This window comes from Roseococcus sp. SDR (assembly GCF_019083995.1).
Lineage (GTDB): Bacteria > Pseudomonadota > Alphaproteobacteria > Acetobacterales > Acetobacteraceae > Roseococcus.
In genome coordinates this window covers 68987-84326 of record NZ_JAHRCU010000015.1, presented here as the reverse complement: position 1 = coordinate 84326, position 15340 = coordinate 68987, and the positions used below count along the sequence as shown (strand labels likewise).

Annotated in this window: 11 protein-coding genes; 9 read left to right on the top strand and 2 right to left on the bottom strand. The window is 69.1% G+C overall.

All coding sequences use genetic code 11. From position 1 onward, the window contains the following. Window positions 1–75 precede the first annotated feature (75 nt). Window positions 76–4983, top strand: a complete 4908-nt coding sequence (locus tag KTR66_RS16965) for an S-layer family protein (protein WP_213614557.1) — start codon at window positions 76–78, stop codon at window positions 4981–4983. A 354-nt stretch (window positions 4984–5337) separates the two neighbouring features. On the opposite strand, the gene KTR66_RS16960 is transcribed toward KTR66_RS16965, so the two are convergent. Continuing rightward, window positions 5338–5949: an alkylhydroperoxidase domain protein gene (locus KTR66_RS16960; protein WP_213614554.1), complete on the bottom strand. Its 612-nt coding sequence runs from the start codon at window positions 5947–5949 to the stop codon at window positions 5338–5340. Window positions 5950–5957: 8 nt separating this feature from the next. Continuing rightward, complete coding sequence (locus tag KTR66_RS16955; protein WP_213614552.1) at window positions 5958–6527, bottom strand: CMD domain protein; 570 nt, start codon at window positions 6525–6527, stop codon at window positions 5958–5960. 530 nt (window positions 6528–7057) lie between these two features. Between KTR66_RS16955 and KTR66_RS16950 the strand changes: the two genes are divergently transcribed. From KTR66_RS16950 to KTR66_RS16915, 8 genes are read left to right on the top strand one after another with little or no spacing between them, the layout of a single operon-like run. Then, window positions 7058–8707, top strand: a complete 1650-nt coding sequence (locus KTR66_RS16950; protein WP_213614550.1) for an ABC transporter substrate-binding protein — start codon at window positions 7058–7060, stop codon at window positions 8705–8707. A 17-nt stretch (window positions 8708–8724) separates the two neighbouring features. Beyond that, a complete protein-coding gene (locus KTR66_RS16945) occupies window positions 8725–9624 on the top strand; it encodes an ABC transporter permease (protein ID WP_213614548.1) in 900 nt (299 codons plus the stop codon). Beyond that, a complete protein-coding gene (locus KTR66_RS16940; protein WP_213614546.1) occupies window positions 9624–10634 on the top strand; it encodes an ABC transporter permease in 1011 nt (336 codons plus the stop codon). Before KTR66_RS16945 ends, KTR66_RS16940 begins: the two co-directional genes overlap by 1 nt. Window position 10635: 1 nt before the next feature. Next, complete coding sequence (locus KTR66_RS16935; protein WP_213614544.1) at window positions 10636–11613, top strand: ABC transporter ATP-binding protein; 978 nt, start codon at window positions 10636–10638, stop codon at window positions 11611–11613. Continuing rightward, a complete protein-coding gene (locus KTR66_RS16930; protein WP_213614542.1) occupies window positions 11610–12632 on the top strand; it encodes an oligopeptide/dipeptide ABC transporter ATP-binding protein in 1023 nt (340 codons plus the stop codon). The genes KTR66_RS16935 and KTR66_RS16930 overlap by 4 nt, the downstream gene beginning before the upstream one ends. 18 nt (window positions 12633–12650) lie before the next feature. Next, window positions 12651–13121, top strand: coding sequence for a heme-binding protein (locus tag KTR66_RS16925; protein WP_213614540.1), 471 nt, complete (start codon window positions 12651–12653; stop codon window positions 13119–13121). Then, the gene (locus KTR66_RS16920; protein WP_213614538.1) at window positions 13121–14587 is read left to right on the top strand and encodes an amidase; all 1467 of its coding nucleotides are present in this window, start codon (window positions 13121–13123) and stop codon (window positions 14585–14587) included. Before KTR66_RS16925 ends, KTR66_RS16920 begins: the two co-directional genes overlap by 1 nt. Window positions 14588–14611: 24 nt before the next feature. Continuing rightward, window positions 14612–15241, top strand: a complete 630-nt coding sequence (locus tag KTR66_RS16915; RefSeq protein WP_213614536.1) for a cupin domain-containing protein — start codon at window positions 14612–14614, stop codon at window positions 15239–15241. Window positions 15242–15340: the final 99 nt, after the last annotated feature.

Genomic DNA, 15340 nt, shown 5'->3' with positions numbered 1-15340 from the left:
TAAGTGTTGAGATCGCCTGAGTAATGATCTCACCGTGCCGCGCCCATGATGGGCGTGCCGGCCCAGGGGGTGCTCATGGCCAATCGGATCCTGTTCAGCGCCGATGACGGCCTTGACGGCCCGGCACTCTGGATTTCCGACGGCACCGCCCCCGGCACCAGCCTGGTCACCGACATCAACCCCGGGGCCGATTCGCCGTTCATCGGCAACTTCACGCTCCTCGGCGGCGGCCGGGCGCTCTTCACCGCGGATGACGGGACCACCGGCCAGGAACTCTGGATCACGGATGGCGGCCCGGGCGGGACCTTCCTGGTCAAGGATATCCGCCCGGGTGCCGATGCCTCGTCGATCACCAACATCACGGCGCTCGGCAATGGCCTGGCCGTGTTCCAGGCGAATGACGGCACGACCGGCCGCGAACTCTGGGCGACGGATGGCACCGAGGCCGGCACGATCCGGCTCTTGGACATGGTGGCCGGGGCGACCAACAGTCCCTTCACCACCTTCGCGGTGCTAAGTGGCGGACGGGCCCTCTTTACCGGCACGGACGGCACCAACGGCAGCGAGCTCTGGGTGACCGACGGCACCATCGCTGGCACCGGCCTGCTGAAGGACATCCGGACCGGCTCAGCCGGTTCCGCTCCCGGCAACTTCACCACCTTTGGCGCGGGCCAGATCCTGTTCCGCGCGACCGGCTCGACGGCGCAGGGCCAGGAGCTCTGGATCAGCGACGGGACGGTCGCGGGCACCACCCTGCTCAAGGAAATCCGGCCCGGCAGCGGTCAGACCTTCATCTCGGACATCACCGATCTCGGCGATGGCCGCGCGCTTTTCAGCGCGAATGACGGCACGCATGGCACGGAGCTCTGGATCACCGACGGCACCACCGCCGGCACGGTCCTGGTGCGGGACATCAACCCTGGTTCCACCAGCAGCAGCATCGAGCTGGTCACGCCGCTCGGCGATGGCCGCGCGCTGTTCCAGGCCGATGATGGCACGCACGGGCCGGAGCTCTGGGTCACGGATGGGACCGAGGCCGGCACCACACTGGTGTTCGAGCTGCAGCCGGGCGACCAGACCAGCTACTACCCCTCGGTGCGGGAGATCGTCTCGCTCGGCGGCGGCACGGCGGTCTTCGCCGGCGATGATGGCGTCAACGGCCGCGAATTATGGGTGACGGACGGCACGGCCGGCGGCACCAGCCTGCTGCGGAACTTCATGCCGGGTGACCTCGATGGCGCCCCGGGCGATTTCGTGGCCAATGGCGATGGCACCGCCTTCTTCGTCGTGGATGACCCGGTGGTGGGCGCCGAGGTCTGGGTGACGGATGGCACCGTCGGCGGGACGCAGCTGGTCGCGGACGTCAATGTCCAGGGCAATCCGTTGATCGGCGGCGCTCCGGGCTTCCTCAAGGCGACCGGGACGGGGGAGGCGGTCTTCCTCGCGGCCGATGGCGATGGCATCGGCGCCTGGATCACCGATGGCACGACCGGCGGCACGCAGCGCCTCCTGGATGGGCTGAATGCGGGCTATGCCACCGCCGCGTTCCGCCTGGACGCCGGCACGCTGCTCTTCGCCGCCAGCACCGGCGCGACGGGCCTCGAATTGTGGGTGACCGACGGGACGGCGGCCGGCACCAGCCTGCTCAAGGACATCAACCTGGGCACCGCCCCCTCCTATCCAGGGGGCTTCTTCTCGCTCGGCGACGGAACCGCGCTGTTCTCGGCGGGGGACGGCGATCATGGCTTCGAGCTCTGGATCACCGATGGCACGGCGGGTGGCACCACCCTCTTCAAGGATCTCAATCCCGGCCTCGGCGGCAGCTATGCCTATGGGCTGACCGCGCTGGGCAATGGCCTCATCGTGTTCAGCGCCGGCGATGATGACCATAACACCGAGCTCTGGGTCACGGACGGCACGGTGGGCGGGACGGTCCTGCTCAAGGACATCAACCCCGGCACGGCCTATAGCTCCCCCACCGCATTCACGCTGATCGCCGGGAACCGGGCGCTGTTCCTGGCGCAGGATGGCGATGGCAGCGAACTCTGGGTGACCGACGGCACCAATGCCGGCACGGTCAAGGTCAAGGACATCAACCCGGGCGCGGCAAGCGCCACGCCCCACGGCTTCACGGCCCTCGGCAACGGCCAGACGCTGTTCAAGGCCGATGACGGCGTGAACGGCATCGAGCTCTGGACCACGGACGGCACCGAGGCCGGCACCGCCCTGGTCAAGGACATCCAGGCGGGCAGCGGGCACGGGCTGGGCAACAACGGCGCCATCACCGCGCTCGGCACCGGCCTTGCGGTCTTCACCGCCAATGACGGCACGAACGGCGTCGAACTCTGGGTGACCGACGGCACCGGGGCCGGGACCAGCCTGGTGAAGGACATCCGCGTCGGCGGCTATGGCAGCCGGCCCTACGGCCCGGTCGCGCTGGGCGACGGCACGGCGCTGTTCATCGCCGATGACGGCGTGCATGGCTATGAGCTGTGGCGCACGGATGGGACGACCGGCGGCACCACCCTCGTCAAGGACATCTGGCTGGGCGCCACCGGGGGAATCGCCACCGCCTTCGACCTGACCTCCCTCGGTGACGGGCGGGTGATCTTCTCTGCCAATGACGGCAGCACCGGCCCCGAGCTCTGGATCAGCGACGGCACCGAAGCGGGCACCGTGCTGCTCAAGGACATTCTGTCCGGCACCACGAACAGCGCCGAGGCGGGGCCACTCTTCCTGCTGCCCGAGGCCATCGCCGCCGATGCGCCGACCGGGCTCGACATCGCGGCCATCCTGGATACCGGCGTCTCCAGCACCGACAACATCACCAGCATCACCACGCTCACCATCACCGGCCTCGCCGCGCCGGATGTGCTGGTGACGCTGCGCGATGAGGCGACGGTCGTGGGGCAGGTGCGCTCCGATGCGGTGACGGGCGCCTGGAGCATCACGCCCGCCGCCCTGGCCGACGGCACCCACCGCTTCACGGCGACGGCGCTGAACGATTCGCTCGTCACCTCCGCCTCCTCCGCCGTGCTGACCGTGAAGGTGGACACGGCCGACCCGGTGGTGGCGATCACCTCGGGCGGCGGCATCGTCGGCGTGGCGACGCAGACCATCACCGGCTCGGTGTCCGACGCCAATCGCGGCACCCAGGTGCAGATTTTCGACAATGGTGGCGTCACGCCCATCGCCACGACGACGATCGGCGTCGGTGGGCTCTGGTCCGTCAGCGTGGATCTGGGCGACGAGGGGGACCACAGCCTGGTCGCCGTCACCACCGACCTCGCCGGAAATATCGGCAGCAGCGGCGCGGTGGTCTATACGCTCAGCACCGTCCTGCCGCCGCCCAGCGTCCAGCTCGGGGCGGGGTCCGACAACGGCCCCGACACGAATGACGGCGTGACCGGCATCACCACGCCGGAACTCGTCGGCACGGCGGAGGCCGGGGCGGTGATCACGGTTCGTGAAGGCGGCACGGTCCTGGGAACCACCAACGCCAATGGGGCGGGGGCATGGAGCCTGGTCCTGCCTGTGCTCGGCGCCGGCGCGCATGCGCTGGAGGTGTCGCAGACGAGCGGTGGCCTCACCTCGGTGGGAGCGGCCTTCGATGTCACCATTGACCTGCGGCAGCAGACGGGCACGGCGCGGCGCGACGTCTTCACCTTCACCAGCGCTGGTGATTTCACCGATCCGGCGCGCTGGATCGACGGCCTGGGCGAGCATGACACGCTGATCCTGAACTTCGCGGTCAACCTGGACGACTCCTCCTTCGGCAATCTGCATAACCTCGAGCAGATCACGCTGGGCGCGGCCGGCCTCCAGAGCCTCGTGCTCGGTGCCCAGGCGGCGCTTGGCTTTGGCCCGGTTCTGGAGGTGGTTGCCTCTGCGGTCACGGCGCTGAGCCTGGACGGGTCGGCGCTGGGCGCGGGGACCGGCCTTCTCGTGACCGGCTCGGCCGGGAATGACAGCCTGGTCGGCGGCGCGGGCGACGATGTCCTTCGGGGGGGGCTGGGTGCCGATCAACTCGAAGGCGGCCTGGGCGATGATCGCTTCGACGTGGATCAACTGGCCGATACGACGGTCGAAGCCGCGGCCGCCGGCTATGACCGTGTCATGGCTTCGGTCGACTGGGTCCTGGGCGGCAACATCGAGCGGCTGACGCTGCGCCCCGGTGCTGCGGTGGCCGGGACGGGCAATGCCCTGGACAACCGCCTCGATGGCAATGCGAATGACAATCTCCTGGATGGCGGGGATGGGGCCGATCGCCTCTATGGCATGGCAGGCGCGGACACGCTGATCGGTGGCGAGGGTGCCGACGCCCTTGTGGGTGGGCTGGGCGCTGACAGCCTGGTGGGTGGCGCCGGTGACGACACCTATCACGTGGATGACGCCGGCGATGTGGTGGTGGAGCAGGCCGGCGGCGGTTACGACCGCGTGGTCGCCACGCTGGACCATGTCCTCGGAGCGGAGGTCGAATGGCTGAGCCTGGTCGGCTTGGCGGATCTCGATGGCACCGGCAATGGCGGGGCGAACCGTCTCGACGGCAATGCCGGCGCCAACCGACTGGATGGCGCCGATGGCAATGATGTGCTGTACGGCAATGGCGGCGCCGATACGCTGCTGGGCGGCGGCGGTGCCGATGTGCTGATCGGGGGCGCTGGCAGCGATGACCTGACCGGTGGCGCCGACGCGGATCGTTTCATCTTCCGCACCGCCATGGACGCCGATGGGGATGTCATCCTGGATTTCGACGCGGCGGAGACGGACCTCATCGATCTCAGGACGATTGATGCGAATGCGAACCTTGCCGGTAACCAGGCTTTCGCCTTCATCGGTGCCGCGGGCTTTGGGGGGGCTGCGGGACAGCTGAGATTCGCCGGCGGCCTCCTGCAGGGCGATGTGACCGGTGATGGCGCCGCCGATTTCGAGATCGGGCTCACGGGTGTCCTCGGCCTTGCTGTTGGAAGCATCTGGCTGTGACCCGCGTCCGCCTTCGGTGCGCGATGGTCAGACACTGACCTTGCGCCGCCGCTCCGGGACACGGCGCGCGGCGGCTGCGGCAGTTCGTCCTGGACGGGCATGCTGAGGGCTGTTGCCTCGGGGGCCTTCCGTTCGAGGCCCTGGAATTCGCCACCTTCGAGCGGGTGGACTGGCTCAACCGCCGGCCGCTGCCGGAGCCGATCGGCAACATCGCGCCGGCCGTAGCACTCTGCCGGGCAGCCCGGGCCCCCTGCCATGGGCGGCCAACACCCGCTCCGCGTTCTGCGCCCCGCCGCCTGTGAACATCAGCCGGATTGAGCTTTAGCCCGTGAAGCAGGTCCCGGGCGGCTTCGCCTATGCCGACTGCAGCGGCGGCGCGGCCTCGCCCAGCGAAAGCATCAGGCGGTTTGCCCAGTTGAAGAAGGCGGCGGCGTGGATGATGTCGGCTATGCCGAGGTCATCCAGCCCGGAGGCACGAAGCGCATCCACGTGCTCCGGACCGAAGCGCGAGGGCGTCTCGGTCAGCGCCACCGAGGCGGCGATGACGGCGTTCCAGCGCTCGCCCAACCCGGCTTTCACCCCCTCCGCCAGCAACCGGTCCACATCCTCCTCGCGCTTGCCATAGGTCGCGGCGAAGCGGGCATGGACCGAGGCGCAATAGATGCAGCCATTGAGTCGCGAGACGACGGTCGCGGCCAGCTCACGTTCGGCGCGCGGCGCGCCCCCCTGGGTATTGTAGAAGATATCCTTGTCCGTTCGGGTGCGATGCTCCAGCGCATCCGGGTCGCGCGCCAGGAGGCGGAAATAGGGGGACTTGGCCCGTGCCGCCTCGACCAGCGCGGCGATATGGCGCGGTGTCAACGCCTCTTCCGCCAGCGGCTCCAGCCAGGGCAGCCATTCCACCTTGGCGCGCGTGAACAGGACGGGCTCGACATTCTCGGGGTGGGTCAGGATGGCATCGGTCATGGGGGTGCTCACAACCGCCCGGCCAGGACGCCGAGGCCCTGGACGACGCGGATCTGGTAGGAGAGGAAAGCCACGATCTGCGACAGCGTGACGATGCCATCCGTCGTCCAGCCAGCCTCCAGCAACGGACGGAAAGCCGCGGGCGACGCGTCGCGTGGGTGAAACACCAGCATATGCGCATGGGCGAAGGCGGCCACCAGGCGCGGACCGAGCGTCGCCGCCGTCTCCGCCGCGAGCGCGAAGGGCGGGGCAGGGCTGTCCTCGGCGCTGAGCGGCCCCGCCGGAAAATGGCCGGTGGGGCCACACGCGCGGGTTTGCGCGGCGGCGGCTTCCACCGCCCCGCGGTTCGCAAGCGCAGTGGCATAATGCTCCAGCAGGGCCTGGGCGCCATGCAGGGCGCAAACATAGGTGCCCAGCGCCATCCGTTCCTCGATCGACACATCGCCGGCCGTCTCGGGCCGGAAGAGCACGCGGTGACTCTCCTCGGTGTGGGTGCGGGTCAGGTGGCGTTGCAGGCGCAGGGTGGCGAGCGGCGATTGCGGCTCGATGCCGAGCAGGGTGTCAATGAGGTCGCTCATGCGATCATCCTTCCAGGGCGGGCTTGGGAGCTAGGGGTGGCACCTCGCCAGCCAGAATCCTCAGCGCTCAGACGGCACGACATCGCTCCTTCCCGATGTTCACCGAGCGCCGTGCCATGGTCAATGCGCGCGGCGTGCGCCTGCGCGCGCGATGCAGGTTCACGGTCTCGCTTGAGTGGCTTGCACGGGCGCATGCCGCCGCGTGGGCGCGGTCTCCCGGTTCTTCTCGGCGCCTGTGGGGGAAGCCGGCCCGTCGGGCCGATGGAGCAGCCGTGCCATCCGCTTCGGCAGCGGCGGCGCTCTCCGAACGCGCCGCTTCGGGGTTTTGCCTAGGAACACGCCAGAATGTGCCTGATTATCATGCTGTGAGGGCGTTCATGCGGCGCCTCGATTTCGCTTTCCAATAAAAAATCATTTATTTATAATTACTTGACCGAGAATCCGGAATGTGGGCCTCTGGCACGGAACTTGAATGGGAAGTCAAGTTACCTCCTCTCTCTCCGGCCTTCCCTTCAACCAGGAGCCCTCCCATGGACGACACACGCGAAAGCCCCGCCGCCCCCCGTCTGGGAAGGGCCAGCCTTGAGCGAAGGGCGCTCTTTGCCGGCGCCGCCGGCCTTGCCGCCGCTGGAACGATGCCAGGCTCGGCCGCGGCCCAGGGGCGCGGCCGTACGCTGGTCATCGCTTCTTCCGCCACGCCGCAGAGCATGGATGTCGAGAACGCGCTCTCCATCGGCTCGCGCAATGTCATGGCCGGCTTCTATGACAACCTCACGCGCTATCCGCTGATGAATGATCCGCGTCAGCCGGCCTATCAGCGTGAGAACTTCGGCGTGGCACCCGAAGGGCAACTCGCCCAGCGTTGGGAGTGGTCGGCCGACAACCGCCGCATCACCTTCCACCTGCGCGAGGGGGTGCGCAGCGGTTGGGGCAACCCGCTGACCGCTGAGGATGTGAAATACACCTTCGACCGCAAATTCGCCCTGCGCGGCCGCGATGGCTTCATGACGCGGGCCCTGGGCCTCTCCGACCCCGACCAGGTGCGCGTCGAGGGGCCGCTCGCCGTCTCCTTCTCGATCGAGCGGCCGAACGCCATCTTCCTGCCGGTCACCACGCATATCGGAAACCCCATCTTCGACCAGAAGAAGGCGAAGGAGATGGCGGCGGGGGATGACCCCTGGTCCCGCCGCTGGCTTGACACCAATGTCGCTGGCTTCGGCCCCTACAACCTGCGTGAATTGACGCGCGGCCAGCAGATGGTCGCGACCGCCCGCGATGACTACTGGGGCGGCAAGCCCTTCATGGAGACGGTGATCTTCCGCGAAGTCGCGACTTCCGCCGCTCGTCTCTCGCTGGTGCAGGGCGGCGCGGCCGACATCGCGCAGTTCCTCGCGCCGACCGACTATATCGCGCTCGCCAACCATCGCACGGTGCGCGTCGCGAACCTCGATGCGACGCAGGGCATCTGGATCCAGATGAACACGCGCATGGCCCCCTTCAACAATGTGGCCGTGCGCCGCGCGATGAACCTCGCCTTCCCGCGTGACGAGGTGCTGCGCAGCGTGCTCCAGGGCTTTGGCGCGCCCCTCAAGGGCGTCATGCCGCTCTTCTATCCCGGTGCCACGGACCAGTTCTGGGAATACGACACGAACATCGAGGCCGCGCGCCGGTTGCTGGCGGATGCGGGCTTCGCCGGCGGCTTCCGCACCGAGCTCTCCTACAACGCCGGCGTGCCCGAGCAGGAGCCGATCGCCATCATGTACCAGACGGCGTTGCGCGCCCTGGGCATCGAGCTGACGCTCAACCGCATTCCGGCGGCCACCTATTTCCGCTTCATGACGGATCGCTCGCAGCCGCTCATGTTCCATGTGGACGCGCCCTTCACGCCCGACCCATCCTTTGCGCTCAACCTGTATTTCCGCAGCACGTCTTTCATCAACCACACGAGCTACACCAATCCGGAGGTGGATGCGCTGATCGACGAAAGCCTGCAGACCATGGACTGGCCGCGCCGGCAGGAGATCGTGACGCGCGCCCAGCAGATCGTGATGCGCGAGAGCCCCTGGGTTCACATCGCCTTTACCGGCTACCAGTTCGCGCATCAGACCGGGCTTTCGGGCCTGGCCTACTACAGCTCCAACACCATCCGCTTCCAGGATGTGCGGCGGGGCGTGTCCTGAGCCAGGCGGCGGCCGGGATGGGCGGGCGCGCGGGGAGCCTCGGCTTCTTCGCCGCCTTCCTGCGCCGCCACCCCCTTTATGCGCTGGGTTATGCGATCGTCCTGGGCATGGTGGTGATCGCGATCCTGGCGCCCTGGATCTCTCCGCATTCGGCGACGCAATCCATCCCTGGCGCCTTCCTCCTGCCGCCCTCCTGGGCGCATCCCTTCGGCACCGACCAGGCAGGGCTCGACGTGCTGAGCCGCGTGCTGCACGCGCCGCGCATGGACCTCACCATCGCGTTGCTGGGCACGCTCATCTCCGCCCTGCTGGGCAGCGCGCTGGGCGCCTTCGTCGGCTATCATGAAGGGCGGAGCGGTGCGGCGGGCCTCGTCTCGCTCGCGGTCCTGCGCGGCAGCGACGTATTGCAGGCCTTTCCGGTCTTCGCCTTCGCCCTCGCGCTCGTCGCCGTCTTCGGGCAGAGCCTCGAGAGCATCATCTTCGCCATCGTCTTCGTCTCCACGCCGATCTATCTGCGGCTGATGCGCGCGCAGGCGCTGGCGCTGCGCGGGCGCAACTTCATCGAGGCCGCGGTCATCGCCGGCGCCTCCGACACCGTCATCCTGCTGCGCCACATCATTCCCAATGCGCTGGGGCCCATCCTGGCGCAGACCTCGGTGAACATCGGCATGGCGATCCTCCTGACGGCGGGGCTCAGCTTCATCGGCGCCGGCGTCCGCGCGCCCACGCCCGAATGGGGCAACATGATCGCCATGGGCTACCAGAACGTCATCACCGGCCAGTGGTGGCCCTCGCTGTTCCCGGGCCTCGCACTCTCCATCACGGTGTTCGGCTTCGCACTGATCGGCGCCAGCATCGAGATCCTTTCCGATCCCGGAAAGCGCCGCGCGCTGGGTGACCTCAGGGGGCGCGGCTGATGTGGTTCCTGCGCCACGCGGCCCTCCGCCTCGCCTATCTTATTCCGCAGCTCTTCGGCATCGTGCTGGTCAGCTTCTTCCTGATCAAATCCATCCCCGGCGATCCGGTGCCGCTGATCCTCGGGCCGCTCGCCACGCGCGAGAACCTGGAGCAGCTGCGCGAGCAGATGGGTCTGAACGAGCCGCTATGGGTGCAGTTCGGGCATTACCTTTCGCGCCTCGTGCAGGGCGACCTCGGCACCTCCTGGCTCACCACGCGGCCGGTGCTGGAGGATCTGTTGCGGAAATTTCCGGCGACGCTGGAGCTGGTGACGCTCGGCCTGCTGCTCGCCATCGCCATCGGCGTGCCGCTCGGCGTGCTGGCGGCGCAGCGGCCCGAGGGCTGGGTGCGCCGCCTTTCGGACGGCTATGGCTTCGCGGCCGGCGCCCTGCCGGATTTCTGGTTCGCGCTGCTGCTGATCCTGGTCTTCTTCTCCTTCCTCGGCTGGGCGCCGCCGCCCATGGGTCGGCTCGATATCGGCCTGCTCGCGCCGCCGCAGGTGACCGGCGTTCTCACGCTGGATGCGATGATCGCGGGCGACTGGGAGGTCTTCTGGTCCGCCGCGGCGCAACTCGTTCTGCCCGTGCTCACGCTCGGCATCGTCAATGCGGGGCCGATCCTGAAGATGACGCAATCGACCATGGAACGCATGCTGGAGGCCGATTTCAGCCAGTATCAGCATCTCTGCGGCCTGCCGCCCGCCGCCATCCGCCGCCATGCGCTGCGCAACGCGCTGCCCTCAGTGCTCACGGTGGTCAGCGTGCTCTACGGCTACCTGCTGGGCGGGGCCGTTCTTGTGGAGATCGTCTTCAGCTGGGGCGGCGCCGGGCAGTATGCGGTTGGCGCCGTGCTGAATGCGGACCTCAACGCCATCATGGGCTTCATCATCTTCGCCGCGATCTTCTCGTTGCTGGTCTATCTGATCGTGGATTTCCTCTACCTCCTGATCGACCCCCGGACACGAGGCTGAGATGACGCCGGCGCTCTCCATCCAGGGGCTGAATGTGGCCTATCCCGCCTATGGCGGGCGCAGCGTGGAGGCGGTGCGAGGCCTGGACCTCGAGGTCGGCGCGGGCGAGATCATGGCGCTGGTGGGCGAGATGGGCTGCGGCAAGACCACGCTGGCGCGTGCCATCATGGGCGCGCTGAAGCCGCCGGGGCGCATCACCGCCGGCTCGATCCGCCTTGGCGGGCAGGATCTGGCGCGGCTCGGCGAGGCGGAGTTCCGCAAGCTGCGCGGCCGGGATCTCGCGATGATCGTGCCCAATCCGCGCAGCGAGCTGGACCCGATGCGCCCCGTGGGCGAGCAGATCGCGGCCGTGCTGCGCGCCCATCTGGGCCTGACGCGCAAGCCGGCGCGGGAGCGTGCGCTGGCCACGCTGGAGGCGGTGCGCATCCCCGATCCGGTCCGCCGCTACAATGCCTATCCGCACGAGCTCTCAGGCGGCATGGCGCAGCGCGTGGTGATCGCCATCGCGCTGGCCTGTGAGCCGCGCTTCATCATCTCGGACGATGCGACGAGCGGCCTCGACGTCACAGTGCAGGCGCAGATCCTGGACCTGCTGGCGCGGCTGGTGAGTGAGCAGCGGACCTCCATGCTCTACATCACGCGCGACATCGGCGTGGCGGCGCATTTCTGTACGCGGATCGCCGTCATGCATCGCGGCGAGGTGGTGGAGACGGCCGATCGTGACGCGTTCTTCTCGGCGCCGCGCCACCCCTACAGCGCCACGCTGCTGGCCGCCTTCGCCCATTCGCCGGCGCTGCGCGCGCGCTGGACGCGGCCCGATGCCTCGGCCGAGATCCCCGAGCGCGGCTGCCGTTTTGCGCTGCGCTGCGTGCGCGCGATGGAGCGCTGCGCGACGGATGCGCCGGCCCTGTCGGTGCTGGCGCCGGGCCATGCTGTGCGCTGCCACGCCCCCATCCGGCATATGGCGGTACCGGCATGAGCGCCCCCCTGCTGGCAGTGGATGATCTGCAAAAGACCTTCCCGGCCGCCGGCGGCGCGATGGTGCGGGCGGTGAACGGCGTCTCCTTCCGGCTTGATGCGGGCGAGACGCTGGCGCTGGTGGGGGAGTCGGGCTCGGGCAAGACCACCATCGGCCGTTGTGTGCTCGGCCTCCTGCCGATCACGGCGGGGCAGATCACCTTCCGCGGCCATGCGATCCGCGGGCGCGCCTCCATTCGTGAGGCCTGGTTCCGAGGCAGGCTGCAGATCGTCTTCCAGGAACCGGCCGAGGCGCTGGACCCGCGCTTCACCATCGGCGCCTCCATCGAGGAGCCGCTGCGCGCGTTGGGCCTGGCCGACCGTGCCAGCCGGGTGGAGGAAGCCGCGCGGCGCGTCGGGCTTTCGGCGGCCAGCCTCGACGCCCGGCCGGGTGAACTCAGCGCCGGCACGCTGCAACGCGCCGGCATCGCGCGCGCCATCGCGAGCCGCCCCGAGATCATCGTGCTGGACGAGCCGACCTCGGCGCTCGACCCCACCTCCCGCGCCGAGGTGGTGGATCTGCTGCAGCGCCTCCAGGCCGAGATGGGCACGGCCTACCTCTTCATCTCGCACGACCTCTCGACCGTGCACCACCTGAGCGACCGCATCGCCGTGCTGTATCTGGGCGCCATCGTCGAGCAGGGTCGTGGCGCCGATGTCTTCGGCCGTTCGCGCCACCCCTATTCGCTGGGGCTGCTGCAGTCGGTCCTGCTGCCCGATCCGGGTCAGCCGCGCGGCAGCGCCCTTGCGCTGCAAGGTGAGATTCCGAGCCCGATCGACCTGCCCCCCGGCTGCTTTCTCGCCTCGCGCTGCCCCTTTGCCGAGCCGCGGTGCCGGGCGGAGCGCCCGCTGCCACTCGACCTCGGCGGAGGCCACCAGGTGGCCTGCTTCCGCCAGGAGCACGTGCTGCGCGAGACCGCGGTGACGGATCGCTTCGCGGCCTTCCAGCGCCATGCCGAGCGCCTGCTCGGCCAGGATTGAGCTTCCCCGGAGATCGCCATGCCCGACATCATCCCCACCGCCAGCCTCACCTATGCCGGCGCGCGCCGCGTGCTGGACGCGGCCATCGCCCATGCCGAGGCGATCGCCGCACCCATGTGCATCGCGGTGGTGGACCCAGGCGGCAATCTGCTGGCCTTCGCGCGGATGGATGGCGCGAAGTTCCACAGCGTCGGCTCCTCCACCATGAAGGCGCAGGGGGCGGTGGCCCAGATGGCGCCGACCGGTGGCGTGCATGCGGATGTCGAGATGCAGGTCACGCTCGCGATGCAGGGGCGCTACACCAACCTGCTGGGCGGGCTGCCTTTGCTGGTGAACGGGCAATTGGTTGGCGGCATCGGTGCGGGGTCGGGCACCGGGCCTCAGGATCTGGCGGTGGCGCGCGCCGGGGCGGCGGTGATCGGCGCCGGGCTCTTCCCCGATTTTGTGCCGCAAGGGCTGGAAGACACCGGCTGGCGAGGCGGCCGCTGATGGAGGGAGCGGCCCCGCTCTGGCGCCAGGACGCGGCCACCCTCGCGCGTGAGGTCGCTGCTGGCCGCCTGAGCCCCGTGGCGGTGACCGAGGCGCATCTGCACCAGATCGCGGCGCGGGATGGCGATCTGCACGCCTTCTGCACGCTGGATGCGGAGGGCGCGCTGGCCAGCGCGCGCGCACTTGAGCGCCGCATCGGTGCGGGCGGGGCGGCCGGGCCGCTCGCCGGCGTGCCCGTCGCGGTGAAGGACCTGATCGCCACGCGCGGCCTGCGCACCACCTTCGGCTCGCGCCTTTATGCCGAGCATGTGCCCGAGGCGGATGACATCGTGGTGGAGCGGCTGCGCGCGGCGGACGCCATCCTGCTCGGCAAGACCAACACCTCCGAATTCGGCTATGGCGGCATCGGTCACAACCAGCTCTTTCCCACCACGCGGAACCCCTGGCGGCTCGACCGTACTTCGGGCGGGTCGAGTGCCGGCTCGGCGGCGGCGGTGGCGTCCGGCATGGCCGCGCTGGCGTTGGGCAGCGATGGCGGGGGCTCGGTGCGCATTCCCGCGGCGTTGTGCGGCATCGTCGGCCTGAAGCCCAGCATGGGCCGCGTCCCGCTCTGGCCCGGCTGTCGGGACGCGGCACAGCCCGGCGCCTCGGGCTGGGAATCGCTCGAGCATATCGGCCCGCTTGGCCGCAGCGTGGCGGATGTGGCGCTGATGCTCTCGGTCATTGCCGGCCCGGATGACCGCGACCGGTGGTCCCTGCCGGAGGAGGCCGCCCCCTGGCGGCTGGAACCGCTGGAGGATCTGCGCGGGCTGCGCATCGCATACAGCCCCGATCTTGGCTTCGCGGCGGTCGAGCCCGGGGTGCGCCGGCTTGCCGATGCGGCAGCGGAGCGTCTGGCGAGCCTCGGTGCCGAGGTGGTGCTGGCGGATCCCGGCTGTGGCGACCTCGGCCCTCTTTTCCGCGCGCTGGTCGCGCTGGAGACGGATCTGACCGGGCTGCGGCGCCTGGCTTCGCCACGCCGCGCCGAGATCTCGCCCCAGCTTCTGGCGCTGCTGGATCACCCCTGGGCAGCGGAGGATTTCACCGACGCCGTCATGGCGCGCAAGACCGTCGCCAACCTGATGTGGCGCTTCATGCGCGAGCATGACCTGCTGCTCACGCCCACCGTGGCGGTGACGGCCTTCGCGACGGATCTGCTCGGCCCGGCGAATATCGCCGGCCGTGCGGTCGGCCCCGATGACTGGACGCCCTTTGCGGCGCTTTCGAACCTCACCGGCCAGCCCGCGATCTCACTGCCGGCAGGCTTCGCCGATGGCCTGCCCGTCGGCATCCAGCTGATCGGGCGGCGGCTGGAGGATCGGCACCTGCTGCGGGTGGCCGCCAGCTTCGAGGCGGCAGCGGGGGAGGCGCGACCCTGGCCCCCCATGGCCCCACCCGCCGATTTGCACGCCGTGGCGGCCGCGTAGCATAAGCGCCCGTCTAGGACGCACATGGACGAGGCGATGGCGATCAGGAGTCCAAGGCGGCCGTCCGGGCCGCCAGCCCAGGAAGAGCGCGCGGAGACGCTGCAGATCGGCGCGCGCGTGCGCTATGCGCGGATGCTCAAGGGGGTGCGCGCGCGCGAATTGGCCGAACGCGTGGGCTGCACGGAGAGCATGATCTCCAAGATCGAGAATGATCGCGTCGTCCCCTCCCTGCCCATGCTGCAGAAGATCATCCATAGCCTGGAGACGGATATGGCGACCTTCTTCGGGCTGACGCCGCAGAATTCCAGCGTGGTCCAGCGGGCCGGCCAGCGGCCGGTCACGGAGACGGACCCGATTCGCGGCGGCACCGGCGTGCGCTACGAGCGGCTGGTGCCCTTCGGCTCCGGCAACCTGTTGGAGGCCAATATCCATGTGGTCTCCGAGGGAGGTGCGAAGGTGGATGACATCACGCACCAGGGCGAGGCGCTGGGCTATGTCATCGAAGGTCAACTCGAACTCACGATCGACGGGACGACCTATCTGCTCGGGCCGGGGGATTCTTTCTTCTACAAGGCGCATCTGACGACGCGATACCGCAATCCAGGGCCAGGGACCGCGCGGCTCGTCTGGGTCAATACGCCGCAGATTCATTGAGCGGCATCGCGCGGGGAACGAGTGTCCAGGCGCGTGCCTCGCTGCTCCATGACCGTTTGGTTCCGGCACACCGCGGGACGTCGGATCTTCGGTCACGAT

What these genes read in the sequence shown, in the direction of transcription:
- KTR66_RS16960 (WP_213614554.1), bottom strand. Translation starts at nt 5,949, where the DNA reads ATGACCGATGCCATCCTGACCCACCCCGAGAATGTCGAGCCCGTCCTG.
- KTR66_RS16940 (WP_213614546.1), top strand. Translation starts at nt 9,624, where the DNA reads ATGTGGTTCCTGCGCCACGCGGCCCTCCGCCTCGCCTATCTTATTCCG.
- KTR66_RS16930 (WP_213614542.1), top strand. Translation starts at nt 11,610, where the DNA reads ATGAGCGCCCCCCTGCTGGCAGTGGATGATCTGCAAAAGACCTTCCCG.
- KTR66_RS16925 (WP_213614540.1), top strand. Translation starts at nt 12,651, where the DNA reads ATGCCCGACATCATCCCCACCGCCAGCCTCACCTATGCCGGCGCGCGC.
- KTR66_RS16920 (WP_213614538.1), top strand. Translation starts at nt 13,121, where the DNA reads ATGGAGGGAGCGGCCCCGCTCTGGCGCCAGGACGCGGCCACCCTCGCG.
- KTR66_RS16965 (WP_213614557.1), top strand. Translation starts at nt 76, where the DNA reads ATGGCCAATCGGATCCTGTTCAGCGCCGATGACGGCCTTGACGGCCCG.
- KTR66_RS16950 (WP_213614550.1), top strand. Translation starts at nt 7,058, where the DNA reads ATGGACGACACACGCGAAAGCCCCGCCGCCCCCCGTCTGGGAAGGGCC.
- KTR66_RS16935 (WP_213614544.1), top strand. Translation starts at nt 10,636, where the DNA reads ATGACGCCGGCGCTCTCCATCCAGGGGCTGAATGTGGCCTATCCCGCC.
- KTR66_RS16915 (WP_213614536.1), top strand. Translation starts at nt 14,612, where the DNA reads ATGGACGAGGCGATGGCGATCAGGAGTCCAAGGCGGCCGTCCGGGCCG.
- KTR66_RS16955 (WP_213614552.1), bottom strand. Translation starts at nt 6,527, where the DNA reads ATGAGCGACCTCATTGACACCCTGCTCGGCATCGAGCCGCAATCGCCG.
- KTR66_RS16945 (WP_213614548.1), top strand. Translation starts at nt 8,725, where the DNA reads ATGGGCGGGCGCGCGGGGAGCCTCGGCTTCTTCGCCGCCTTCCTGCGC.